This is a genomic window from Mycobacterium sp. 852002-50816_SCH5313054-b, from assembly GCF_001667185.1.
Taxonomy (GTDB): Bacteria; Actinomycetota; Actinomycetes; order Mycobacteriales; family Mycobacteriaceae; genus Mycobacterium.
In genome coordinates this window covers 46,232-69,587 of the sequence record NZ_LZIC01000044.1, presented here as the reverse complement: position 1 = coordinate 69,587, position 23,356 = coordinate 46,232, and the positions used below count along the sequence as shown (strand labels likewise).

The window sequence follows — 23,356 nt, the reverse complement described above, 5'->3', positions numbered from 1 at the left end:
TACATAATTGTCCGCATGGTCCGAGGAGGCGTGTCCGGTCTGGTGATCGGCGCGGTCTTCAAAACCGTCGAACGGCAGACGCTGCCGCTGGCGGGTTCGATTCCCGTCCGCCTCCGCCATACTCCTTCGAGCCCGACATGAGCGACCCGCGCCGGCGGGTGCCCGGCACCGACACACTGCTCGCCGATCCGCGCCTCGCCCAGGCCGAGCGGGTGTTGGGCCGCGCGCTGGTGAAGGCGGTGATCGCCGACGCCCAGCAGCGGGCGCGGGCCGGCGAGATCGAGCCCGAGCGCGTCGCCGAATGCGCGGTCGCCGCGCTGCCGCCCACGGCATCCAGCCTGCGGCCCGTCCTCAATGCCACCGGGGTGGTGGTGCACACCAACCTGGGCCGGGCGCCGCTGTCGCGGGCCGCCGTGGACGCGGTGGTCGCCGCGGCGGGCACCACGGACGTCGAGTTCGACCTCGCGACCGGCCGGCGCGCGCGCCGGGGTCGCGGCGCGCTGGCCGCCCTGGCCCGGGCGGTGCCCGGCGCGGGGGGCGTGCACGTCGTCAACAACAACGCCGCCGCGCTGCTGCTCGCCGCCGTCACGCTCGCGCCGGGCAAGGAGATCGTGCTCAGCCGCGGCGAGTTCGTCGAAATCGGCGACGGGTTCCGCATCCCCGAGCTGCTGGCGGCCACCGGATCGCGGCTGCGCGAGGTCGGCACCACCAACCGCACCAGCCCGCGCGACTACACCGACGCGATCGGGCCGGAGACCGGTTTCGTGCTGAAGGTGCACCCGTCGAACTTCCACGTCGCCGGGTTCACCTCGGCGGTGAGCGTCGGCGAGCTGGCGGGCCTCTTGGGCGAACATGACGTACCCCTAGTGGTCGACATCGGCTCCGGGTTGCTGACCCCGCATCCCGCGCTGCCCGACGAGCCGGACGCGGCGTCGATGCTGGCCGATGGCGCGGACCTGGTCACCGCGAGCGGCGACAAACTGCTGGGCGGCCCGCAGGCCGGCCTGCTGTTCGGCGACGCCGGGCTCATCGAGCGGCTGCGCCGGCACCCGTCGGCGCGCGCCCTGCGCGTCGACAAGCTCACCCTCGCCGCGCTGGAGGCGACCCTGACGGGCCCCCCGACGCCGGTGCACCAGGCGCTGGCCGCGGACGTCGCGCGGCTGCGGGCGCGCGCCGAGTCGCTTGCCGCTCGGTTGCCCGGCGCACTGGCGGTGGAGTGCGTTGCGGCCGTCGGCGGCGGCGGGGCGCCGGGCGTCGAGCTGCCCAGCGCCGCCGTGAGCCTGCCCGAGTCGTACGCCGCCGCGTTGCGGGCCGGCAGCCCACCGGTGGTCGGTCGCATCGAGGCCGGCCGGTGCCTGCTGGACCTGCGCACCGTGGCGCCGGAGGACGACGCGCTGCTGGCGGCCGCGGTGCTGGCATGTTCGTCCTAGCCACCGCGGGGCACGTCGACCACGGCAAGTCGACCCTGCTGCACCGGCTCACCGGCATGTGGCCGGACCGGCTGGCCGAGGAACAGCGCCGGGGCCTGACCATCGACCTGGGCTTTGCCTGGACCGAGTTCGGCGGACGTCAGCTGGCATTCGTCGACGTGCCGGGCCACGAGCGGTTCGTGGCCAACATGCTGGCCGGGGTGGGTGCCGTCCCGGCCGTCGTGTTCGTGGTGGCAGCCACCGAGGGCTGGATGCCACAGTCCGAAGAGCACCTGGCGGCGCTGGGCGCGCTCGGGGTGCGCCACGGCCTGGTGGTGATCAGCAAGGCCGACCTCGCCGATCCCGGCCCGGCCGTCGCGCAGGTGTCCGAGCGGTTGGCCGCCACGTCGCTGGGCGACGCGCCCGTCGTGATCGGCACCGACCTGGATCGGGTGCGGGCCGAACTGCTGGCGCTGACCGACCGGCTGCCCACCCCGGACCCCGGCGCCGACGTGCGGCTGTGGGTCGACCGCCGCTTCACCGTCCGGGGCGCGGGCACGGTGGTGACCGGCACGCTGGCCGCAGGCACGGTGCGGGTGGGCGACGAGCTGGAGCTGGCCGGGCGGCGCGTCACCGTCCGCGGGCTGCAGTCGCTGGGCCGCGCTGCCGACGCGGTGGGCCCGGTTTCCAGGGTCGCGCTCAACCTGCGCGGCGTGGACCGCCACCAGATCGATCGCGGGGATACCGTTCGGACGCCGGGCGTTTGGCTGGACACCGCGGAGATCGACGTCGGGCTGCGATCGCCGGACGCTTTGCACCGGCAGCTCGTCCTGCACATCGGGTCCGCCGCGGTACCGGTGCAGGTGCGTCAGCTGGGCGAGGCCGCGGCGCGGCTGCGGCTGGCGAGGCCGCTGCCGTTGCGGGTTTCCGATGTCGGGCTGCTGCGCGATTCCGGGGAGCACCGGATCGCGGCCGGCGTCGAAGTACTCGACGTGCGGCCGCCGGGGTTGCGCCGCCGGGGCGCGGCCCGCGACCGCGCCGCCGAACTGGCGACCGGCCGCGCCCGCACGCCCGACTGCGCGCGGGCGGGCGAACTGCGCGCGATGGGCCTGCCGCTTTGCGGCCTTCGGGTGGGCGACTGGGTGGTGGACCCGCGGTGGTGGGCCGACCGCCGCGACTGCGCGACCGCGGCCGTGCGGCGCTGGGCGGACGAGCACGACATCGCGGCGGGAATGCCGCTGGAGGCGCTGCGCCAGCGAGCCGGGCTCCCCGCAGCCGAGCTCTTGGCGCCGCTGATCGCCGGCACCGGCGTCGAGGTGGTCGACGGGTTGGTCCGCGCACCCGGCGCGAGCCTGCCGCCCCGCGTCGACAAGGCCGTGCGCGCGATCGAGGAGTGGCTGGCCGCCGAGCCCTTCCGCGCGCCGGAGGCCGACGAACTGGCCGACCTGAAGCTCGGCCCCCGCGAGCTGGCCGCGGCGGTGCGCGCCGGGCGGCTGACCCGGATCGCCGACGGTGTCGTGCTGGGACCCGACGCGCTGGACCGAGCGGCGAGGGTCCTCGCCACGCTGCCCCAACCGTTCACCGTGAGCGAGGCGCGCCGCGCGCTGGGCACCACAAGGCGCGTCGCGGTGCCATTGCTGGAGCAACTCGACGCGCAACACGCCACGAGGCGCGGCGGAGACGGCACCCGGACGGTCGTTTGATCGGCGCGAAAGGCGTTGCGGGGGGAATGGGTCCCGACGCAGTGGCCTACAGTCGCTCTTTCACCGCCGCCGACAGCCGCGCGCCGTCGGCCTTGCCGGCCGCGATCGCGGTGGCCGCCTTCATCACCAAGCCCATCTGCTTCATGCCCGGCCGCTCCCCGATCTCCTCGGCGACCTGCGCGATCGCGGTGTCGGCGACGTCGGCCAGTTCGGCCTCGGTGAGCGGCGTGGGCAGGTACTCGTCGATGACCCGCGCCTCGGCGTGCTCGTTGGCGGCGAGCTCACCGCGACCGTTTTGGGTGTAGATCTCGGCGGCCTCCCCACGCTTCCGCGATTCCCTGGCCAGCACCTTGATGACGTCGTCGTCGGAAAGCTCGCGCGCCTGCTTGCCCGAGACCTCCTCGGTCTGGATCGCGGCCAGCAGCATGCGCAGGGTCGCGGTTCGCAACTTGTCCTGGGCCTTCATCGCCTGGGTGAGGTCGGCCCGCAGCCGGGATTTCAGTTCCGCCATGCCTGAGACGCTACGCGCCGGGGCACCGGTCAAGATTGTGAAATGCCCGGACCGCCGACAGGATGGAGCCCATGACGAACGACTGGCCCGGTTGCGAAGGTGGCTGCGAAGGCCTCGAAGGCCTCAGCACACGGTGAACGCGCCGCCGCCCGGTTATCCGGTTGTTCCCGGGTACGGCCCCCCTCCGGGGTACGGCCCGCCGCCCGGCTACGGCCCGCCGCCCGGCTACGGCCCACCGCCCGGCTACGGCCCACCGCCCGGTTACGGGGCGCCTTACGGTTACGGGGCGCCTTACGGTTACGGGGCGCCTTACGGTCAGCCGCAGTTGGTTCCCGGGGCGATCAAACCCGGGATCATCCCGTTGCGCCCCCTGACGCTCAGCGACATCTTCAACGGCGCGGTCGGCTACGTCCGAGCCAACCCGCGGGCGACGCTGGGACTGACCGCGATGGTGGTCGTGCTCATGCAACTGATCTCGCTGGCGGCGACGTTCGGCCCGTTGGCCGCCTACGGCAGGATCACGATCGCGCGCTCCAACGAGCTGAGCGGCGGCATCGTGGGCGCCTGGATGGCGTCGATGGCCGCCGGGATGCTGGTCACGTGGCTCGGCGGCATGCTGCTGTCCGGCATGCTCACCGTCATCGTGGGCCGGGCGGTGTTCGGATCGCCGATCACCATCGGTGAAACCTGGATCAAGATCCGGGGGCGGCTGGTGCCGTTGCTCGGGCTGGCGCTGCTGGAAGCCGCCGTGGTGGCGGTTCTTTTCGGGCTGGTGACGGTTGCCATCGCGCTGTTGGCCGTGGCCGGCGGGCCGGCGCCCGCGTTGCTGCTGGGCCTGCCGCTGGTGCTTGTGGTGATCGCGTTGCTGGTCTACCTGTACACCGTGGTGCTGTTCGCGCCCGTGCTGATCGTCCTGGAGCGGCTGCCCGTCTTCGAGGCGGTCGCCCGATCGTTCGCGCTGGTCCGTGGCGGCTTCTGGCGGGTGTTGGGGATCCGGACCCTGACCTTCATCGTGGCGTCCTTCATCGGCAACGCCGTTGCGGCGCCCTTCGCCATCGGCGGCCAGATCCTGCTCGCCACCATGAGCCCGTCCACGGGAGGGCTGCTGCTGGGCACCGCGATCGGCGCCGTCGGGACGGCGATCGGCCAGATCATCACCGCGCCGTTCAACGCCGGTGTCATCGTGCTGCTCTACACCGACCGCCGGATGCGGGCCGAGGCGTTCGACCTGGTGCTGCAGAGCGGCGCCGCCGGCGGGCCCTACGCGGTCGAGTCCACCGACAACCTGTGGCTGACCCGGCCGGTTTGAGGACTCACTGACCGTGCCTTCCATCGACATCGACCGCGATGCCGCCCATCAGGCCGCACAACTCGAGCTGAACAAGCCGATCTACTCCAAGGGTTCCGCGGCCCGACAATTCGCCGAGTGGGTCAACGAAATGCTGTACCGGCTGCTCGAAAAGACCGCGAAGATACCGGGCGGATGGTTCACCACCACCATCCTCCTCATCCTGCTGGCGGTCGCGGTGGTGGTCGGCATCCACATCGCAAGGCGCACCATACGCACCAACCGTGGCGGCGATTACCTGCTGTTCGAGGCCGCCCAACTCACCGCGGCCCAGCATCGCGCTACCGCCGAAAGCTATGCCGCAGAGGGGAATTGGTCTGCGGCGATTCGGCACCGGCTGCGCGCCGTCGCGCGCCAGCTCGAGGAGACCGGCGTCCTGGAAGCGGCTCCGGGCCGCACCGCCAACGAGCTGGCCCGGGACGCCGGCGCTGCGCTTCCCCACCTGGCCGACGAATTGTCCCAGGCAGCAACGGCATTCAACGATGTGACGTATGGTGAGCGGCCCGGCACCGAGGCCGCCTACCGGATGATCGCCGGCCTCGACGACCACCTGCAATCACGCGCACCGGCCACACCGCCGATGGCGGGCCGGTCCGCCGCGACCGAAGCATGGGCGCAGGTCCGGTGACGGCCACCGTCGCGGCGCGTCCGGCAGCCGGGGCCGCACGGCGCTGGGGGCCGTGGGCTTGGGCGGTTCTCACCATCCTGGCGCTCGCCGCCATCGCCGGCCTCGGCGCCTACCTGACCGCACCGCGGCCCGGCGACCGGATGGACCCGGAATCGACCTTGCCCGACGGGGCGCGCGGGCTGGTGACGCTGCTGCGCGACGGCGGCGTCGAGGTCGTGGTCGCCGACACCATCGGCGACGTCGAACGCGCGGCGCGGCCCGGCACACAGATCCTGGTGGCGCAGAGCCAGTTCCTCACCGACGCCACGATGCTGGACCGGTTGGCGGGGGTTCCCGGCGATCTGCTGCTGGTGGAACCGACGGCGCGCACCCGCGAAGCGCTGATGCCGGGCGTGCGGAAATCGGTCGGGAGCATCTCCTTTGACAGCAACCCGAATTGCACTCTGCGCGAGGCTATTCGCGCCGGGACCGCTCGCTTCGGGCCGAGCGACACCTACCAGGCCGCCGACGCCCGCGCCGTGACCAGTTGTTACGACGGGGTGCTGATCCGCTATCGGGACGACGGGCGTACCGTCACGGCCGTCGGCAACACCGACTTCATGACCAATGGGGGCCTGTTGCAGGCGGGCAACGCCGCGCTGGCGATGAACCTCGCGGGCGACCGGCCCCGCCTCGTCTGGTACGCGCCCCACCGCATCGAGGGCGAAACATCCGCGCCGTCATCGGTTTTCGATCTGATCCCGGAGAATGTCACCTGGATCGTGTGGCAGCTGTGCCTGGTCGTGCTGCTGGTCGCCCTGTGGAAGGGCCGCCGGCCAGGGCCGCTGGTGGCCGAGCAGTTGCCCGTCGTGGTTCGGGCTTCGGAGACCGTCGAGGGTCGCGGCCGGCTCTACCGGTCGCGGCGGGCCCGCGATCGCGCCGCCGCCGCCTTACGCACCGCGACCGTGCAGCGGCTGCTTCCCCGCCTGGGCCTCGGCCCGGGCGCGCCGGCACCGGCGGTGGTGGCGACCGTGGCCCAACGCGGCGGCACCGACCCGGGATTCGTCTCCTACCACTTGTTCGGGCCACCCCCGGCCACCGACCAGGACCTGTTACACCTTGCCCGCGCGCTCGACGACATCGAAAGGCAGGTCACACACACGTGACGCAACCATCTACCACCCAGACGCCCGCTACCGATTCGGCGCGCGAGGCGCTGCTCGCGTTGCGAGCCGAGCTCGCCAAGGCCGTCGTCGGGCAGGAGGGAGTGGTCAGCGGGCTGGTGATCGCGCTGCTGTGTCGCGGCCACGTGCTGCTGGAAGGCGTTCCGGGAGTGGCGAAGACGCTGCTGGTGCGGTCGCTGGCGGCCGCACTGCAGCTCGAGTTCAAGCGGGTGCAGTTCACCCCCGACCTGATGCCGGGCGATGTGACGGGTTCGCTGGTGTACGACACCCGCACCGCCGAGTTCGAATTCCGGCGGGGCCCGGTGTTCACCAACCTGCTGCTGGCCGACGAGATCAACCGCACCCCGCCCAAAACGCAGGCCGCGCTGCTCGAGGCCATGGAGGAGCGTCAGGTCAGCGTGGAAGGTGAAGCCAGGCCGCTGCCCGACCCGTTCATCGTCGCCGCGACGCAGAACCCGATCGAATACGAGGGCACCTATCAGCTGCCCGAAGCCCAACTGGACCGCTTTCTGCTCAAGCTGAACGTGACGCTGCCGGCGCGCGACGCGGAGATCGCCATCCTGGCCCGGCACGCGCACGGCTTCGACCCCCGCGACCTGTCGGCGATCAAGCCGGTGGCTGGGGCCGCCGAGCTCGCCGCCGGACGCCAAGCGGTGCAACAGGTTCTGGTCGCTGACGAGGTGCTGGGCTACATCGTCGACATCGTCGGCGCCACCCGCTCCTCCCCCGCGCTGCAGCTGGGGGTGTCGCCTCGCGGAGCGACCGCGGTGTTGGCCACCGCCCGCTCCTGGGCGTGGCTGTCCGGCCGCAACTACGTCACCCCCGACGACGTGAAGGCCATGGCCCGCCCGACGCTGCGGCACCGGGTGATGTTGCGCCCGGAGGCCGAGCTCGAAGGGGCCACGCCCGACGGCGTGCTCGATGGAATCCTGGCGTCGGTTCCGGTGCCCCGCTAGTGGTCCTGACCGGACGCACCGGGCTGGTGGCGCTGATCTGCGTCCTGCCCATCGCGGCGGCACCCTGGCCCGCAAGGGCTTTCGTCGTCCTGCTGCTCGTCCTTTGTGCCGTGGTGATCACCGACGCGGCGCTGGCGGCCAGCCCCCGCGGGCTGCGCTATGCCCGGTCGCCGGACTGTTCGGCGCGGCTCGCGCAGCAGGTGGACATGGACCTGGTGATTCACAACGACGGCCGCCGCCGGTTCCGCGGTCAGGTCCGCGACGCCTGGCCGCCCAGCGCGCGCGCCGAACCGCGCAGTCATGCCGTCAGCATCCCCGCCGGGGAACACCAGCGCGTGCAGACGCGGCTGCGACCGGTTCGTCGCGGCGATCAGCGGGCGGCGCTCGTCACCGCCCGGTCCGTCGGACCGCTGGGGCTGGCCGGCCGGCAGGGTTCGCAGTCGGCGCCCGGCCAGGTCCGGGTGCTGCCGCCGTTCCTGTCGCGCAAGCACCTGCCGTCGCGGCTGGCCAAGCTGCGCGAGATCGACGGCCTCCTGCCGACGCTGATACGCGGGCAGGGCACCGAATTCGATTCGCTGCGTGAGTATGTCGTCGGCGACGACGTGCGCTCGATCGACTGGCGCGCGACCGCGCGCCGCGCCGACGTCGTCGTCCGCACGTGGCGGCCCGAACGCGACCGGCGCGTGGTGATCGTGCTCGACACCGGGCGCACGGCGGCGGGGCGCGTCGGCGTCGACCCGACGGCCGCCGATCCGGCGGGCTGGCCCCGGCTGGACTGGTCGATGGACGCCGCGCTGCTGCTGGCCGCGCTCGCGTCGCGGGCCGGCGACCACGTCGACTTCCTCGCCCACGACCGGGTGAGCCGCGCCGCCGTGTTCGGCGCGTCGCGCACCGAGCTGCTCGCCCAGCTGGTCGAGGCGATGGCCCCGCTGCAACCGGCGCTGATCGAACCCGATTGGCGTGCAATGGTTGCCGCCGTGCTGCGGCGCACCAGGCGCCGTTCGCTCGTGGTGCTGCTGACGGACCTCAACGCAACCGCGCTGGACGAGGGGCTGGTGCCGGTGCTGCCCCAGCTGTCGGCCAAACACCACGTGATGATCGCCGCCGTCGGCGACCCCCGCGTCGACCAGCTGGCGGCGGGGCGCTCGGACGCGGCGGCGGTCTACGACGCGGCGGCCGCTGAACGCTCCCGCAACGACCGGCGCGCGATCGCCACCCGGCTGCGCCACAGCGGGGTGGAAGTCGTCGACGCGCCTCCCGCCGAGATCGCGCCCGCCCTCGCCGACCACTACCTGGCGATGAAAGCCACTGGCCGGCTTTAGCTTTCGAGCCGAGCTGCCTAGCCGGTCGGGACGACGTCGGGCGCATCTTCGACATCGCCGGTCTCGCCGGCCTTCATCGCGCGGCGGCCGAAGTACACGATGTAGGACAGGAACGCCACCTCGGCGATGACTCCGATGCCCACCCGGACGAACGTCGGCAGCGGGGACGGCGTCACCAGAGCTTCGATCAATCCCGAGACCAACAGCACGGCCACCAGCCCGACGGCGACCGAGACGACTCCGCGGCCCTGCTCGGCGAGCACCTGCCCACGCGGCCGGTCCCCGGGCGAAATCACCGACCACCCCAGTCGCATCCCCGTCGCCCCGGCCAGGAATACCGCCGTGAGCTCCAGCAGCCCGTGCGGGGCAAGCAGCCCCAGCAGGATGCCGCCCTTGCCGGCCTGGAACATCAGCCCCGCGATCAGGCCCAGGTTGGCGGCGTTGTTGAACAGGATGATCGGGATCGGCAGCCCCAACACGACCGACATGGCGATGCACTGGGCGGAGACCCAGGAGTTGTTGATCCAGACCTGCAGGGCGAACGCCGCGGCGGGGTGATCGCTGTAATACGACGCCACATCGTGGTTGACCAATTCGTCTATGTCACTTGGCGTTCCGAGCGCGGCCTGCACCTCCGGATTGACGGCCACCCAGATCGCGATGACCGCCACGACGGCGAAAAACGCCACCGCGGTGCCCACCCACCACCGCCAGGTGCGGTACGCGACGACCGGAAACGACACCGTCCAGAAGCGGACGAACGTACTGCTCAGCGGCGCGTGGGCGCCGGTCACCACCGACCGGGCCCGCGCGATGAGGCTGGAGAGCCGACCGATCAGCAGCGAGTCGGAGGACGCCGACCGCAGCATCGACAGATGCGTGGAGACCCGCTGGTAGAGCTCGACGATTTCGTCGACCTCGGCGCCGGTCAGGGATCGGCGTCTTTTGACCAATTGGTCCAGCCGGTCCCACGTTCCGCGATGGGTCAGCACGAATGCGTCGACGTCCACCCTGCGCAGCCTAATCGCCCTGTACCGTTCGGTGTTATGTCGGAGGTGGTCACCGGGGACGCCGTGGTGCTCGATGTGCAGATCGCCCAGCTGCCGGTGCGGGCGGTGGGCGCGCTGATCGATATCTCGGTGATCTTCGTCGGCTACGTGTTGGGCCTGATGTTGTGGGCGGCCACCCTCACCCAGTTCGACAGCGCGCTGAGCGCCGCCATCCTGCTCATCTTCACGGTCCTGGTGATCGTCGGGTATCCGCTGCTGTTCGAAACCGCCACGCGGGGGCGATCGGTCGGCAAGATCGTGATGGGGCTGCGCGTGGTGTCCGACGACGGCGGCCCAGAACGCTTCCGACAGGCGCTGTTTCGCGCGCTCGCTTCCGTGGTCGAAATTTGGATGCTCGCGGGAAGTCCCGCCGTCATCTGCAGCCTGTTGTCGCCGAAGGCCAAACGCATCGGCGACGTCTTTGCCGGCACCGTCGTGATCAGCGAACGCGGGCCGCGCTCCGACCCGCCGCCCGTGATGCCACCGTCACTGGCATGGTGGGCGTCCTCGCTGCAGCTGTCCGGCCTGGATCCCGGTCAGGCCGAGGTCGCGCGCCAATTCCTCTCCCGCGCACCGCAACTCGACCGCCACCTACGCCAGCAGATGGCGTACCGAATCGCCGGTGACGTCGTGTCGCGCATCGCCCCGCCGCCGCCGCCCGGCGCCCCGCCGGAGCTAGTGCTGGCCGCGGTGCTCGCCGAGCGACACCGCCGCGAGCTGGCGCGGCTTCGCCCCGCGATGCCCGCCGCGGCGCCCTGGCCGCAGCAGGCTCCGCCCGGCTGGCCGGCGGCACCACCAACGGGCGCGCCCTGGTCGCAGCCTGGCCCGGCCGCGCCGGAGCCGCAGCCGGGTGACTTCGCCCCGCCGGTCTAGCCCTAGCCGGAGACGGCCGCCGCCATCAGGGCGACGTCGAGGACCAGAAGCGCCCAGCCGGCGAGCGGAACCGCGATCCCCCCGCGGCGCTTGGCGGTGAAGAACGAGATCACGATGACGACGAAGGCCACGACGGGCGCGCCGTAGAACGCGACGCCGAAATCGATGCCGCCGCGGCCCAGGTTCGGGCACGTGCGCTCACTACACCCGTCGGTGCTCATCACCGCGCCGAGCGCGAAGAGCATCACGATGGCCGCGGCGGGCACCATCGCCAGCGCCAACCCCCAGTTGACCCAAGGCCGCGCGTTGCGGCCGCGGCCGCCGTCGCCCGGCGTGGGCTCGGCGACGCCCCGGGTTCCGCTGCCGACGGTCAGGTTGTTGTTAGCGTCCATCCCTCAGTTCCTACCCGCAGTCCGCGGGAGGCAAACCGCGCCGTCGCGGCGTCGTCGCTATGTGTTTCCGCAGTTCAGGTGGCCGGTGCGGCGTCTTCCACGCTCTCCTCGGAATATCTTGTTGCATCGCGTTAGTTTACGATATATCGTGATACTCCGAAGCGCACGACCTGTGCCTTCCCCAAAACGTAAGGACTACCAACATGAGTAACCCATTCACTCCCCCCGAGGGACCGTTCGCCGGGCGGCCCGGTTTCGGATTCGGCCCCGGCCCGGTGGACCGGCGCGCCCTGCACGACGCCAGGCGCCAGGCCCGGCGGGAATTCCGCGAACACCTCCGCGACCACAGCGGCGACCGCTTCGGCCCCGGTTTCGGGCCGGGCTTCGGCCCCGGATTCGGGCCGGGCTTCGGCCCGGGATTCGGCTTCGGCGCGGGTGGCCGGCGCGGGTCGCGTCGTGGCGGCCGCGGCCGTGGACGCCGCGGTGACGTGCGAGCGGCCATCTTGGCCCTGCTGGCCGAGCGGCCGATGCATGGCTACGAAATGATTCAGCAGATCGCCGAGCGCAGCAACGGAATCTGGCGGCCCAGCCCCGGGTCGGTGTACCCGACGCTGCAGCTGCTGGACGACGAAGGCCTCGTCAGCGCCACCGAAACCGGCGGCAGCAAAAAGCTTTTCACGCTGACCGACGAGGGACGCGCGGCGGCCGAAAAGATCGAGACCCCACCGTGGGACGAGATCGCCGAAGGCGCCGATCCCGGCCAGGTCAACCTGCGGGCCGCGATCGGCCAGTTGTTCGGCGCGGTCGCGCAATCCGCGCATACCGCCACCGCCGAGCAGCAGCAGCGCATCGTTGAAATCCTCAACAATGCCCGCCGCGAGGTGTACGGCATCCTCGGCGAGGACTAACCCGGTCCCTCCGCGAGCGCGCGCAGATGTACAGCCGACACGGCGTGTCGTCGTACAAACACGCGCGCTCGCGGTAGCGACGCTAGGACACGTCGACCCAATCCAGGGTCCGCTGCACCGCCTTCCGCCAGCCCGCATACCCCGCGGCGCGCTGGTCGTCGTCCCACGTCGGCGTCCAGCGCTTGTCCTCTTGCCAGTTGGCCCGCAGATCGGACGGGTCCGCCCAGAACCCGACGGCCAGCCCCGCCGCGTAGGCGGCACCGAGCGCGGTGGTCTCGGCGACCACCGGCCGCACCACGTCCACACCCAGCACATCGGCCTGGATCTGCATGCACAAGTCGTTGCCCGTGATGCCACCGTCGACCTTCAGCACCTCAAGGCGCACACCGGAATCCGCCTGCATCGCGTCCACCACATCGCGGCTCTGATAGCAGATCGCCTCCAGCGTCGCGCGGGCCAGGTGCGCGTTGGTGTTGAACCGCGACAGCCCCACGATCGCGCCGCGTGCGTCGGATCGCCAATACGGGGCGAACAAACCGGAAAATGCCGGGACGAAATACACGCCACCGTTGTCGGGGACCTGACGGGCCAGCGACTCGCTCTGTGCCGCACCGCTGATGATGCCCAGCTGATCGCGCAACCACTGCACCGCCGAGCCCGTGACCGCTATCGAACCCTCAAGCGCGTAAACGGGTTTGGCGTCGCCGAACTGATAGCAGAGGGTGGTCAACAGCCCGTTGTCGGACCGCACGATCGTCTCGCCGGTGTTGAGCAGCAGGAAATTGCCGGTGCCGTAGGTGTTTTTGGCCTCCCCCTCGGCCAGGCACACCTGGCCGACCATCGCCGCGTGCTGGTCGCCGAGGACGCCGGTGATCGGCACCTCGCCGCCAAAGGGCCCGGACTCCAGCGTCACGCCGTAGGGCTGCAGCGGCGACGACGGCGCGATCGCCGGCAGCATCGCGCGCGGAACGGAGAAGAACGACAACAGCTCGTCGTCCCAGTCCAGCGTCTCCAGGTTCATCAGCATCGTGCGGCTGGCGTTGGTCACGTCGGTGACGTGCACGCCACCCCGCGGGCCGCCGGTCAGATTCCACAACACCCAGGTGTCGGCGGTGCCGAACAGGGCGTCACCGCTTTCGGCGGCCTCGCGCACCCCGTCGACGTTTTCCAGGATCCACTGCAGCTTGCCGCCGGAAAAATACGTCGCCGGCGGCAGGCCGGCCTTGCGGCGAATCACATCGCCGCGACCGTCCCGGTCCAGCGCGGACGCGATCCGGTCGGTGCGGGTGTCCTGCCAGACGATCGCGTTGTAATACGGCCGTCCGGTTCGTTTGTTCCATACCAGCGTCGTCTCCCGCTGGTTCGTAATGCCCAGGGCCAAAAGCTCCTTCGACGACAGATTGGCTCGGTTCAGCACCGACATGAGCACCGACGACGTGCGCTCCCAGATCTCCACCGGGTCGTGCTCGACCCACCCGGCGCGCGGCAGGATCTGCTCGTGCTCGAGCTGATGGCGGGCCACTTCGGCACCGTCGTGATCGAAAATCATGCACCGGGTGCTCGTGGTGCCCTGATCGATGGCGGCTACGAATTCCGCGGACTCGGCCAACGAGCTCTCCTCCACCCATGTCAGACGTGCACGTCCATGATGGTCTACCCGCCCGGCGCCCGTCCGCACAGGTCAGCCTGTCGCCCTTGCGTTGCGGCCGGTAAACCTGTTCCATCGGCGTTGTGGGCGAAGAGGTCAAGCGCACCACGTACGACCGCGCGCAGCGGGAGGAATACCGGCGCAAGGTGCGGCTGTGCCTGAACGTCTTCGAGACGATGCTCGCGCAGTCGCGGTTCGACGCGGACCGGCCGCTCACCGGCATGGAGATCGAGTGCAATCTCGTCGACGCCGACTACCAGCCCGCCATGTCGAACCGTGTCGTGCTGGACGCCATCGCGGATCCGGCCTACCAGACCGAATTGGGCGCCTACAACATCGAATTCAACGTCCCGCCCCGGCCGTTGCCCGGGCACACCGGCCTGGACCTGGAGGCCGAGGTGCGGGCCAGCCTCAACGACGCCGAGCTGAAAGCCAACTCCGGCGGGGCCCACATCGTGATGATCGGGATCCTGCCCACGCTGATGCCCGAGCATCTCGACCATAACTGGATGAGCGAATCCAAGCGGTACGCGGCCCTCAACGATTCGATCTTTTCCGCCCGCGGCGAGGACATCCCGATCGAGATCTCCGGCCCAGAGCCGCTGAGCTGGCGCGCCGCGACGATCGCACCCGAATCCGCTTGCACCAGCATGCAATTGCATCTGCAGCTGGCACCCGAGGAATTCGCGGCCAACTGGAACGCAGCCGAGGTGCTGGCGGGACCGCAGCTGGCTCTGGCGGCCAACTCCCCCTATTTCTTCGGTCATCAGTTGTGGTCGGAGACCCGCATCGAGTTGTTCTCGCAATCCACCGACACCCGGCCTGAGGAGCTCAAGGCCCAGGGTGTGCGACCGCGGGTGTGGTTCGGCGAACGGTGGATCACCTCCGTGCTCGACCTGTTCGGAGAGAACATCCAATACTTCCCGTCCCTATTGCCGGAAGTGTCCGACGAAGACCCGGTCGCCGAGCTGGCCGCCGGGCGCACCCCGCAGCTTGGGGAATTGCGCCTGCACAACGGCACCGTGTACCGCTGGAACCGCCCGGTCTATGACGTCGTCGACGGGCGTCCGCACCTGCGGCTGGAGAACCGGGTGCTGCCGGCCGGCCCGACGGTCATCGACATGCTCGGCAACGCCGCCTTCTACTACGGGTTACTGCGCGGCCTGTCCGAGGCCCCGGACCCGCTGTGGAACAGGATGGGTTTCCTTGTGGCACGGGAGAACTTCCTCGCGGCCGCGCGCCACGGCATCGACGCCCGCCTGCTCTGGCCCGGCATCGGCAAGGTGACGGCCCGGGAACTGGTCCTCGACACGTTGCTGCCGATCGCGGACGACGGCCTGCGCCGCTGGGGTGTCGACGCCGAGGTGCGCGACCGTTTCCTCGGCGTCATCGAGGGCCGCGCCCGTGCCGGCCGCAACGGGGCGACCTGGCAGGTCTCCACCGTGCGTACCCTGGAGGACGGCGGCATGAGCCGGCCCGCGGCACTGGCCGAGATGCTGCGGCGGTACTGCGAACACATGCACGCCAACGAGCCCGTGCACACCTGGGATCTATAGCAGCGCAAAGGGGTAACCATGTCGTCCGACATCATGGATTGGGACGGTGCCTATCGCGAGGACGGCGAATTCGAGGGGCCGCCGCCGTGGAATATCGGTGAGCCGCAGCCGGAGTTGGCGGCGCTGATCGAGGGCGGAAAGTTCCGCAGCGACGTGCTGGACGCCGGGTGCGGCTTCGCCGAGCTGTCGCTGGCGCTGGCCGCGCAGGGCTACACCGTGGTCGGCATCGACCTCACGCCGACCGCCGTCGCGGCGGCCACCAGGGCGGCGCAGGAACGCGGCCTGAGCACGGCCAGTTTCGTGCAGGCCGACATCACGTCCTTCACGGGATACGACGGACGCTTTTCCACGGTCGTCGACAGCACGTTGTTCCATTCGCTACCGGTGGAGGGCCGTGACGGCTACCTGAGCTCGATCCACCGCGCGGCCGCCCCGGGAGCCGGCTATTTCGTGCTGGTGTTCGCCAACGGCGCCTTCCCCGCCGAGATGGAGCCGAAGCCCAACGAGGTCGACGAGGACGAGTTGCGCGCCGCGGTGAGCAAGTACTGGGACATCGACGAAATCCGGCCCGCCTACATCCACGCGAACATTCCCCAGCTGCCCAACGCGCCGTTCGAATTTCCCCCGCACGACCGCGACGAGAAGGGCCGGATGAAGTTGCCCGCCTACCTGCTGACGGCGCACAAGACCGGCTGAGGTTTCAACCGCGCCATGCGCGGGTCAGGGGCCCACGCCCAGCAGGCTGGCCGCGACGTCTTCCACGATTCCAACGAAGTCGTTCGCGATGACGGTCGCGCCGTTCAACCAGGTGGGTATTGGCGGGATCAGGAACTGCTCCTGCTGGACGGGCGCGAGGGTGATTTGGGGGACGTTGACGTCGGGCAAGCTGAAGCCGCCGACGCCGATGGGCGGGATGGTCAGCGGAGCCGTGGCGAACCCCGGCCAGCTGACCTGCGGCAGCGTGAAACCGCCCACGCCGATCGGCGGGATGGTCAGCGGTGCCGTGGTGAACGCCGGCCAGCTGACCTGCGGCAGTGTGAAACCGCCGACGGCGATGGGCGGAACGGTGACCGACGGGATGGAGAAGCCGGAAAGGCCGATGGACGGGAACACGTAGCTGCCGCCGCTCGGGTTACTGATGTTCAGGAACGGCAGGGTGAGAGCCCCGATTTGGATACTGGGGATGACGAAGGGGGTGATAAAGCCAGGTGTGTTGAAGCCAAGTGATGGTGCGAAATCGAACGACTGAAGATTGATGTCATAGTCCGGGAAGAGGACGTTTCCGGTATGCAGATGGACCACCGTCTGGCCGCCACCCGGGACATTGATATCCGGGATCTGTATCTGGGGAAGATTGATCTGGGGAACGGTTATCGAAGGCAGGCTCCACCCTGTCACCTGGATCAGGGGCGTCTGGAACGCCGGTATGGTCACCGCGGGCAGGTTGATCGGCGGCACCGTGATGGCTGGGGTCGTTATCTGCGGCAGGTCAAATGCGCCGACGGTGATGGTGGCCGGGGTCGTGCCGGCCGGGATACTGATTGACGGTATCGACAGTTGCGGCAAGCTGAACGGACTCACCGTGACATTGGCGACCGTGGAGCCGGCCGGGATGTTTATGGGTGGAATGGTGAGCTGGGGCAGATTGAAGGCGGCGACGTTTATCGGAGGTACGTGCACTGCCGGCAGGATGACCCCGGGCGTGCTGATCGTGAATTGAATGCCACCCGTCCCGATATTGATGTCAAGCGCGCCGTTGAAGAGGTTGAAGGTTCTATAGGTCGCGGCGGGTACAGCCGCCGCGGGGACCGCTTGGCCGCCACCGGCTACCGCGTTGCCCAGCACTTGCCCTGCATTGGCAGCCTCGGCGCTGACATATGCCGCCGCGCCGGCACCCAACAGGCTTTCGAACTCCGCGTGGAACGCCTGTGCTTGAGCGTTGAGGGTTTGAAATTGCCGGCCGGCGCTGTCGAACAGCGACGCGATCGCGACCGATACCTCGTCCGCAGCGGACGCCGCTATCCCCGTGGTGGGGCCCGCGGTCGCGGCGGCCTCGGTCAGCGAGGCACGAATACCTGCCAAGTCCTGAGCTGCACCCTGCACCACGTCCGGCACGGCGATCAGATACGACATCTCCATCTCCTTTCACGCACCCCGCAAAGAGAAGTACGCGCCCGCCGGCGCCGGGGTCACCGAGCCGAACGACGCTGCGGCCGAACCCAATTCGCCGATCAGCCCATCCCAGGCCGCCGCCTCCGGCATCGGATCGGAACTCATCCGGCACCCTTTCTCACCCGCTCGTCATCGAAGGGCGTGCCGTCGCGGGCCGACCCTTGACCCGGGCGCGCGCTACGGAAAAACCTACCGCACACGTGCCTAATAAGCACAGTGCTTTTCATACTTTCCGTCAAAATTGGCGGCCAGAATTCCCAGATCGGTTTCTTCGGGCCGCGGCCCGGCCGCACCGCTAGGTGCCGGTCGCCGCGGTCGCCGCGATCAGCGCCTCGGCGAAGCTCTCCAGGTCGTCGGCCGTGGTGTCGACGTGGGGCGAGATCCGCAGCACCGGCGCGGACAGTTCGTCCGGCGCCCGCGCCACCCCCGCGTAGGTCGTCACAATGCGCCGCTCGGCGTGCAGCCATGCCCGCACCGATTCGGGGTCGGCGCCGTCGACGGGGGCCAGCGTGGTGATGGCGCTCGGCTCCTCCGTCTCTTCGACCACCAGCCAGCCGTCGATGTCGGCCAGCAGCGTGCGGGCGATGTCGCCGACCTCGGCCAACCGAGCACGGATCGACTCCGGCCCGTAGGCCAGATGTTCGCCGACGGCAACCGAAAAGCCGACGCGCGCAGCGGCGTTGGCTTCCCCGAAGCCGAGCTGCTGCGCGACCGACAGGCTCCCGGCCCAGGGCGGTGCCGGTAGCCGCGGCGTCAGCCGATCCATCAGGCCCGGCCGCAGGGCCAAGGCGCCGACGCCGCGCGGCCCGGCGATCCATTTGCGCGACGACGAATACATGGCGTCGGGGCCGACGGCGCAGTCGATGTGCCCCAGCGCCTGCGCGGCGTCCACCACCAGCGGCACGCCGAGCTGACGGCAGAGCGTGGCCACCATGGCAAGGGGTTGCACCACGCCCCGGTGGCTGGCCAGGGGCGTGAGGTGGACCAAATCCGGCGGGTCCTCGTCGAGTTGGAATGCCGCGTCGTCGAGCGCCAGCCTGCCGTCGTCCAGGGTCGGCAAGGTGCGCACCTCGAACCCGTGGGCGGCCATCACGGCCAGGTTGGGCCCGTATTCGCCGGGCAGGCAGGCCAGCGTGCGCCGATCGGCCGGCCAAGCGCCCAGCAGCAGATCCAGCGCGTGCAGCGAGCCGGTGGTGAACACGACTTCGGCGTCGGGCATGCCGCACAGCGTCGCGACCGCGGCCCGCCCCGCGTCAAGCACCGGGGCCGCCGCCTCGGCCGCGACGTAGCCGCCGACCTCGGCCTCGTGCAGCGCGTGCTTGGCGGCGGCATCGAGCGCCGCGAAACTCTGACGCGAGCAGGCCGCGCTGTCGAGGTGCAGCCCGGCCGCCGGCGGACGGGCCGCCCGCCACCGGTCGGCCAGCGAATCCGCCGTCACTTAACCGCCAGCGACAGCCCGAAGTCGCCCGCGGCGTCGGTCCACCACCGGACGCGACGCAGCCCGGCCTCGGCCAGTTCGGCGCTGACCCCGTCCGGGCGAAACTTGCACGACACCTCGGTGAGCATTTCCTCGCCGTCCGCGAAGTCGACCGTCAGGTCAAGCGCGCCGACGTGGACCCGCTGGCCCCGGCCGGCTCGTAGCCACATTTCGATGCGTTCCTCGTCGGTGTTCCAGCGCGCCACGTGGTGGTAGGCCTCGACATCGAAATCGGCGTCGAGTTGCCGGTTGATCACCGCGAGCACGTTGCGGTTGAACCGGGCCGTCACCCCGGCGGCGTCGTCGTAGGCGCGCACCAGCCGTTCGGTGTCCTTGACCAGGTCGGTACCCAGCAGCAGGCTGTCCCCGGGCCGCATCACCCCGGCCAGGGTGGCCAGAAACTCCGCCCGCGGCTCGGGCGTGAGGTTACCGATCGTCGATCCCAGGAACACGAACAGCCGCCGGCCACCGTCGGGGATCTCGGTCAGGTGTTCCTCGAAATCCCCACAGACGGCGTTGATTTCGATGCCCGGGTATTCGCTCTGGACGGCGGTGGCGGTGGCGGACAGCACGCTGGCGTCGACGTCGAACGGCACGAACCCGCGCAGCGAACCGCGGTCGCGCAGCGCGTCCAGCAGCCGTCGCGTCTTCTCCGACGTCCCGGCGCCCAGCTCGACCAGGGTGTCGGCCTCGCTGGCCGAGGCGACCTCGCCCGACCGCGCGTGCAGGATCTCGGCCTCCGCGCGGGTCGGGTAGTACTCGGGCAGCCGAGTGATCTGGTCGAACAGGTCGCTGCCCACCGAATCGTAGAACCACTTGGGCGGCAAGGTTTTCGGCGTTTGCTGCAGGCCGTCGAGCACGTCGCGACGCAGCGTGTGATACGCGGAGTCGGCGGCGAGGTGGTTGGACAGCGTCAGCGTCATTGAGACCCTTTCGAATTGAGCGGCGTCATCCTGACGCCCGCCGAGGTGACCTCGATCAGGTGCCGGTCGGGCACGTCCTCCCAGCCGGGCGCGTCGTCGTAGGGCTCGCTGGCCACCACCACCCCGTCGTCGCGGCGCAGGATGAACAAGGTGTCCCCCCAGGCGGTCGCCAGCAGCCGGGAGCCGTCGGCGGCCAACACGTTGAGCCGCGCCAGCGGGTCGGCGGCGCCGATTTCGGCGATGGTGTCGCCCAGCGCGTCGAGCCCATGCTCGAAGACGGTGGCCGCGAGTATTGCGCTGTCGCAAGACGATTCGGCAGCCGAGGTGGGCGGCAGCACCGAACGATCGACGATCCCGTTGTGCGACAACAGCCAACGGCCGTCGGTGAATGGTGCGGTCGCGCTGGCCTCGATCGGCATCCCCACGGTCGCCGAGCGCACCGCGGCCACCACGCAGTGGCTGCGCAGCGCCGGCGCGATCGAGTCGAACGACACATCGCCCCACAGCGGCGCCGGGCTGCGCCAGCGCCGGGGCACGTCGCGATCGAAAAACCCGACGCCCCAGCCGTCGGCGTTCATCAGACCGTGCTTCTGGCGGCGCGGGGCGTATGACTGCACGCGCAACCCGCACGGCGGGTCAAGCACCAGCGAGGCGACGGTCACGTCCGCGCCGAGCCAGCCCAGGTGACGACACATCAGTCGCCCACATCCCAGGCCAGGCGGACACCGGAGAAGATCTGGCGGCGGACCGGATGGTCCCAGTTGCGGAAGCTGGGCCGCAGGATCGCCGCCTCCACGGCCCACGAGCCGCCGCGCAGCACGCGGTAGTCGCCGTCGAAGAACGGCTGCGAGTAACGCTCGTAAATCATCGGGACGAAACCCGGCCAGGGCCGCAGCGGCGAGGCGGTCCACTCCCAGACGTCACCGAGCAGCTGCTCGACCCCGTAGGCCGAGGCGCCGGCGGGGTATGCGCCGACGGGCGCGGGACGCAGCGCCGTGCCGCCCAGATTGGCCAACGCTTCGGAAGGCGCCTGCTCGCCCCACGGGTAGCGCCGCCGGGCGCCGGTCGCCGCGTCCCACGCGCACGCCTTCTCCCATTCCAGTTCCGTGGGCAGCCGCGCGCCGGCCCAGGCGGCATAGGCCTCGGCCTCGAAGTACGAGACGTGCTGTACCGGCTCATCCGCGGGAATGTCCTCGAGGTAGCCGAACCGGGCGCGGGTTTTGCCGTCGGAACTCCAGAACTGCGGCGCGGTCAGGCCCGCGGTCTGGCGGTGGTGCCAGCCGAATTCGGACCACCACTGGGGCCGGTGGTAGCCGCCGTCGTCGATGAACTGGCGCCACTCGCCGTTGGTGACCGGAACCCGGCCGATCCGGAACGCCGGCACGTCCACGACGTGGGCGGGGCGTTCGTTGTCGAGCGAGTACGGTTCGCTCGCGGCGTCGACGCCGAGCACGAAGGGGCCGCCCGGGATCAGCACCGACGTCCCGGCCACCCCCGGCCGGCCCGCGGGCAGGGCGGAGCCGTCGGTCAGCAGCGGCGCGCCGGTGCGCAGGTTCAGCGCCTGCAGCATGGTTTCGTCGTGCTGGTTTTCGTGGCTGACCACCAGCCCGAAGGCGAACGCCGCTTGCTCGCCGGCGGGGTCGTCGGGCAGCGCGTCCAAAGCGTCCAGCGCCGCCGACCGCACCGTGCGGCAGTAGGACCGCGCCCGCTCGGGGGACAGCAGCGGCAACTCCGCGCGGCTGGCCCGGGAATGCTCGAACGCGTCGTAGAGGCCCTCAACGGCCGCCGGCAACATCCCCGGTCGGGCCGGATCGCCGCCCCGCAGCAGCCAAAACTCTTCCTGCTGACCGATGTGCGCCAGATCCCACACCAGGGGGCTCATCAGCGGGTCGTACTGCCGCCACAGCTCGTCGTCGTCGAACTCGACCAGTCGCAGCGTGCGCGCCCGCGCCCGCGCCATGTCGTCGGCAAGCCTCTCCCGGGACGTCACAAGCCGCCTTGCGCCATGCGCGCCACCACCGGCGCGATGCCGTGCTCGATGACCCGGTCGGCAAAGTCGTCGCCCGGACATCGGCCCTGCTCGACGCCGCTGAGCAGGAGCTGCATCGACTCGGTCAGCTCCGCCGGCGCCCGCGCGGCAGCGACGGCCACGCACTTGTTGGCCGCCTCGTGGAGCCGCCGGTCGCGCAGGCCCACCCGCGCCGCGGTGTCCCAGGCGGTGGCCACAGGTTCGACGGCCTCGGCCGCGAGGTCGGCGGCGACCGGGTCGTCGAGCAGCGCCACCAACGTGAACACCACCGCCGGCCACAACGCGTCCGGGACGCTGTCGAGGTAGCGGATCTCCAGCCACTGCCTCGGGCGCACCGGCGGGAACAGCGTGGTCAGGTGGTATTCCAGGTCGGCGAGAGTCGGGCGTCGATCGCCGAGCAACACCCGGCCGTCCACCCAGTCGGCGAAGGGCACCCACCGCGTGACGGCCACCGCGTCGGGGTCGTGCACCAGCATCACCGGGGCTTTGAGCGCATAGCGCGCCCAGTCGGTGCCCGGGTCGTCGCCGCTGGCGCCGAGGATCGGTCCGCACCGCGCCGAGTCCATGTCGCCCCACACCCGCTGCCGGGTCGACACCCAGCCGGTGAACTCGCCGCCCAGCATCGGGGAATTGGCGGAGACCGCGATCATCGTGGGGCCCAGTGCGTGCGCCAGCCGGACCCGCGCCGCCCAGCCGTCCCGCGGCCCGGCGTCCACGTTGACCTGAATCGACGCGGTGGACGTCATCATCGCCGCGCCCGCCTCCCCGGAGCGGCTGGCGCCGAAGAACTGCTCCATGGCGCGGTAGCGCGGACCGGGGTTGATGCGCTTCGGCGGCCGCAGCGGATCGGCCCCGAGGAAAACCAGACCCAGCCCGGCGTCGGCGAAGGCAGACCGCAGCACCGCCTGATCCCGATGCATCGCGTCGATGGCGGCCACCACCCCGTCGGCGGGCGGGCCGGACAGCTCGACGGCTCCGCCAGGTTCCACCGTGACCACGCTGCCGCCGGGCAGGGCGGGCAGCTGCTCGAGCACATCGGCGATCTCGTCCCAGCCGGGCCGGCGGTGCGGGTCGGCGCGGTCGTGGCAATGCCCCTCCAGCTCCAGGCCGATGCGCCGCAGCGGCGCATCGATCAGGCAGCCCTCGGCGATGTATTTTGCGGCGGCAACAGAGTCGGCGATCTCGGCTGCGGGGGCGCGGACGGCGGCAAAGGCCATATCACGATCCCTTCGGGCTTGTTGCGCAGCTGTCGGAAAATTAATTGCCACTACTTCATCTTGCAGATCGCA

Annotated in this window: 22 protein-coding genes and 1 tRNA gene; 12 read left to right on the top strand and 11 right to left on the bottom strand. The window is 70.6% G+C overall.

The features are described 5' to 3' along the window. Nucleotides 1–24: 24 nt before the first annotated feature. From A5787_RS09035 to A5787_RS09025, 3 genes are all read left to right on the top strand, one after another. Nucleotides 25–119 (top strand) — tRNA-Sec (locus A5787_RS09035). Nucleotides 120–137: 18 nt separating this feature from the next. After that, on the top strand, nucleotides 138–1,430 hold the full coding sequence (selA, locus tag A5787_RS09030) for an L-seryl-tRNA(Sec) selenium transferase (protein ID WP_066964858.1): 1,293 nt from the start codon (nucleotides 138–140) through the stop codon (nucleotides 1,428–1,430). Beyond that, nucleotides 1,418–3,112, top strand: coding sequence for a selenocysteine-specific translation elongation factor (locus A5787_RS09025; RefSeq protein ID WP_066964856.1), 1,695 nt, complete (start codon nucleotides 1,418–1,420; stop codon nucleotides 3,110–3,112). Before selA ends, A5787_RS09025 begins: the two co-directional genes overlap by 13 nt. Nucleotides 3,113–3,158: 46 nt before the next feature. Here the strand turns inward: A5787_RS09025 and A5787_RS09020 are convergent, their stop codons facing one another. Continuing rightward, nucleotides 3,159–3,623 (bottom strand): GatB/YqeY domain-containing protein, encoded by a 465-nt coding sequence (locus tag A5787_RS09020; RefSeq protein ID WP_066964854.1) that lies wholly within the window; start codon nucleotides 3,621–3,623, stop codon nucleotides 3,159–3,161. On the opposite strand from A5787_RS09020, the gene A5787_RS09015 reads away from it, so the two are divergent. From A5787_RS09015 to A5787_RS08995, 5 genes are read left to right on the top strand one after another with little or no spacing between them, the layout of a single operon-like run. Then, nucleotides 3,622–4,932, top strand: a complete 1,311-nt coding sequence (locus A5787_RS09015) for a hypothetical protein (RefSeq protein WP_156763837.1) — start codon at nucleotides 3,622–3,624, stop codon at nucleotides 4,930–4,932. The genes A5787_RS09020 and A5787_RS09015 overlap by 2 nt on opposite strands. Nucleotides 4,933–4,945: 13 nt before the next feature. Continuing rightward, the gene (locus A5787_RS09010; RefSeq protein WP_066964849.1) at nucleotides 4,946–5,599 is read left to right on the top strand and encodes a DUF4129 domain-containing protein; all 654 of its coding nucleotides are present in this window, start codon (nucleotides 4,946–4,948) and stop codon (nucleotides 5,597–5,599) included. After that, complete coding sequence (locus tag A5787_RS09005; protein ID WP_066964847.1) at nucleotides 5,581–6,744, top strand: DUF4350 domain-containing protein; 1,164 nt, start codon at nucleotides 5,581–5,583, stop codon at nucleotides 6,742–6,744. Before A5787_RS09010 ends, A5787_RS09005 begins: the two co-directional genes overlap by 19 nt. Then, nucleotides 6,741–7,718 (top strand): MoxR family ATPase, encoded by a 978-nt coding sequence (locus A5787_RS09000; RefSeq protein WP_066964844.1) that lies wholly within the window; start codon nucleotides 6,741–6,743, stop codon nucleotides 7,716–7,718. The genes A5787_RS09005 and A5787_RS09000 overlap by 4 nt, the downstream gene beginning before the upstream one ends. Continuing rightward, nucleotides 7,718–9,040, top strand: a complete 1,323-nt coding sequence (locus A5787_RS08995; RefSeq protein ID WP_066964841.1) for a DUF58 domain-containing protein — start codon at nucleotides 7,718–7,720, stop codon at nucleotides 9,038–9,040. Before A5787_RS09000 ends, A5787_RS08995 begins: the two co-directional genes overlap by 1 nt. A gap of 17 nt (nucleotides 9,041–9,057) precedes the next feature. Here A5787_RS08995 and A5787_RS08990 read toward each other — a convergent pair whose 3' ends face one another. Continuing rightward, nucleotides 9,058–10,050, bottom strand: coding sequence for a stage II sporulation protein M (locus tag A5787_RS08990; protein WP_066964838.1), 993 nt, complete (start codon nucleotides 10,048–10,050; stop codon nucleotides 9,058–9,060). 36 nt (nucleotides 10,051–10,086) lie between these two features. Between A5787_RS08990 and A5787_RS08985 the strand changes: the two genes are divergently transcribed. Continuing rightward, complete coding sequence (locus A5787_RS08985) at nucleotides 10,087–10,962, top strand: RDD family protein (protein WP_066964835.1); 876 nt, start codon at nucleotides 10,087–10,089, stop codon at nucleotides 10,960–10,962. A 2-nt stretch (nucleotides 10,963–10,964) separates the two neighbouring features. Here A5787_RS08985 and A5787_RS08980 read toward each other — a convergent pair whose 3' ends face one another. Beyond that, entirely contained in the window at nucleotides 10,965–11,354 is a 390-nt protein-coding gene (locus tag A5787_RS08980) for a hypothetical protein (RefSeq protein ID WP_066964832.1), read from the bottom strand. A 203-nt stretch (nucleotides 11,355–11,557) separates the two neighbouring features. On the opposite strand from A5787_RS08980, the gene A5787_RS08975 reads away from it, so the two are divergent. Continuing rightward, nucleotides 11,558–12,262, top strand: coding sequence for a PadR family transcriptional regulator (locus A5787_RS08975; protein WP_066964828.1), 705 nt, complete (start codon nucleotides 11,558–11,560; stop codon nucleotides 12,260–12,262). 82 nt (nucleotides 12,263–12,344) lie between these two features. On the opposite strand, the gene glpK is transcribed toward A5787_RS08975, so the two are convergent. Then, nucleotides 12,345–13,811 carry a glycerol kinase GlpK gene (glpK, locus tag A5787_RS08970; RefSeq protein ID WP_231993909.1) on the bottom strand — a complete coding sequence of 489 codons (1,467 nt, stop codon included), beginning with the start codon at nucleotides 13,809–13,811 and terminating at the stop codon, nucleotides 12,345–12,347. Between the two features lie 182 nt (nucleotides 13,812–13,993). Between glpK and A5787_RS08965 the strand changes: the two genes are divergently transcribed. Beyond that, the gene (locus A5787_RS08965; RefSeq protein WP_066964825.1) at nucleotides 13,994–15,466 is read left to right on the top strand and encodes a glutamate--cysteine ligase; all 1,473 of its coding nucleotides are present in this window, start codon (nucleotides 13,994–13,996) and stop codon (nucleotides 15,464–15,466) included. A gap of 18 nt (nucleotides 15,467–15,484) precedes the next feature. Then, nucleotides 15,485–16,162 carry a class I SAM-dependent methyltransferase gene (locus A5787_RS08960; protein ID WP_066964823.1) on the top strand — a complete coding sequence of 226 codons (678 nt, stop codon included), beginning with the start codon at nucleotides 15,485–15,487 and terminating at the stop codon, nucleotides 16,160–16,162. 24 nt (nucleotides 16,163–16,186) lie between these two features. Here the strand turns inward: A5787_RS08960 and A5787_RS08955 are convergent, their stop codons facing one another. The 7 genes from A5787_RS08955 to egtA form a co-directional block, all read right to left on the bottom strand. After that, nucleotides 16,187–17,599 (bottom strand): PE family protein, encoded by a 1,413-nt coding sequence (locus A5787_RS08955; protein ID WP_197506993.1) that lies wholly within the window; start codon nucleotides 17,597–17,599, stop codon nucleotides 16,187–16,189. Nucleotides 17,600–17,611: 12 nt separating this feature from the next. Further along, complete coding sequence (locus tag A5787_RS28470) at nucleotides 17,612–17,743, bottom strand: hypothetical protein (protein WP_255361717.1); 132 nt, start codon at nucleotides 17,741–17,743, stop codon at nucleotides 17,612–17,614. A 190-nt stretch (nucleotides 17,744–17,933) separates the two neighbouring features. Then, nucleotides 17,934–19,076: an ergothioneine biosynthesis PLP-dependent enzyme EgtE gene (gene egtE, locus A5787_RS08950; RefSeq protein ID WP_066964816.1), complete on the bottom strand. Its 1,143-nt coding sequence runs from the start codon at nucleotides 19,074–19,076 to the stop codon at nucleotides 17,934–17,936. Further along, a complete protein-coding gene (gene egtD, locus A5787_RS08945; RefSeq protein WP_066964813.1) occupies nucleotides 19,073–20,038 on the bottom strand; it encodes an L-histidine N(alpha)-methyltransferase in 966 nt (321 codons plus the stop codon). Before egtD ends, egtE begins: the two co-directional genes overlap by 4 nt. Next, on the bottom strand, nucleotides 20,035–20,733 hold the full coding sequence (gene egtC / locus A5787_RS08940) for an ergothioneine biosynthesis protein EgtC (protein WP_066964811.1): 699 nt from the start codon (nucleotides 20,731–20,733) through the stop codon (nucleotides 20,035–20,037). The genes egtD and egtC overlap by 4 nt, the downstream gene beginning before the upstream one ends. Then, a complete protein-coding gene (gene egtB, locus A5787_RS08935) occupies nucleotides 20,733–22,028 on the bottom strand; it encodes an ergothioneine biosynthesis protein EgtB (protein WP_066964809.1) in 1,296 nt (431 codons plus the stop codon). Before egtB ends, egtC begins: the two co-directional genes overlap by 1 nt. Then, complete coding sequence (gene egtA, locus A5787_RS08930; RefSeq protein WP_066964807.1) at nucleotides 22,025–23,284, bottom strand: ergothioneine biosynthesis glutamate--cysteine ligase EgtA; 1,260 nt, start codon at nucleotides 23,282–23,284, stop codon at nucleotides 22,025–22,027. The genes egtB and egtA overlap by 4 nt, the downstream gene beginning before the upstream one ends. Between the last annotated feature and the right edge of the window lie 72 nt (nucleotides 23,285–23,356).

Bases quoted from the DNA above. Each gene is read 5' to 3' on its own strand.
- A5787_RS08960 (WP_066964823.1), top strand. From the start codon at position 15,485: ATGTCGTCCGACATCATGGATTGGGACGGTGCCTATCGCGAGGACGGC.
- selA (WP_066964858.1), top strand. From the start codon at position 138: ATGAGCGACCCGCGCCGGCGGGTGCCCGGCACCGACACACTGCTCGCC.
- A5787_RS08985 (WP_066964835.1), top strand. From the start codon at position 10,087: ATGTCGGAGGTGGTCACCGGGGACGCCGTGGTGCTCGATGTGCAGATC.
- A5787_RS09005 (WP_066964847.1), top strand. From the start codon at position 5,581: ATGGGCGCAGGTCCGGTGACGGCCACCGTCGCGGCGCGTCCGGCAGCC.
- A5787_RS08980 (WP_066964832.1), bottom strand. From the start codon at position 11,354: ATGGACGCTAACAACAACCTGACCGTCGGCAGCGGAACCCGGGGCGTC.
- A5787_RS08955 (WP_197506993.1), bottom strand. From the start codon at position 17,599: ATGTCGTATCTGATCGCCGTGCCGGACGTGGTGCAGGGTGCAGCTCAG.
- egtA (WP_066964807.1), bottom strand. From the start codon at position 23,284: ATGGCCTTTGCCGCCGTCCGCGCCCCCGCAGCCGAGATCGCCGACTCT.
- A5787_RS09020 (WP_066964854.1), bottom strand. From the start codon at position 3,623: ATGGCGGAACTGAAATCCCGGCTGCGGGCCGACCTCACCCAGGCGATG.
- egtD (WP_066964813.1), bottom strand. From the start codon at position 20,038: ATGACGCTGACGCTGTCCAACCACCTCGCCGCCGACTCCGCGTATCAC.
- A5787_RS08975 (WP_066964828.1), top strand. From the start codon at position 11,558: ATGAGTAACCCATTCACTCCCCCCGAGGGACCGTTCGCCGGGCGGCCC.
- A5787_RS09025 (WP_066964856.1), top strand. From the start codon at position 1,418: ATGTTCGTCCTAGCCACCGCGGGGCACGTCGACCACGGCAAGTCGACC.
- A5787_RS28470 (WP_255361717.1), bottom strand. From the start codon at position 17,743: ATGAGTTCCGATCCGATGCCGGAGGCGGCGGCCTGGGATGGGCTGATC.
- egtC (WP_066964811.1), bottom strand. From the start codon at position 20,733: ATGTGTCGTCACCTGGGCTGGCTCGGCGCGGACGTGACCGTCGCCTCG.
- A5787_RS09015 (WP_156763837.1), top strand. From the start codon at position 3,622: ATGCCTGAGACGCTACGCGCCGGGGCACCGGTCAAGATTGTGAAATGC.
- glpK (WP_231993909.1), bottom strand. From the start codon at position 13,811: ATGATTTTCGATCACGACGGTGCCGAAGTGGCCCGCCATCAGCTCGAG.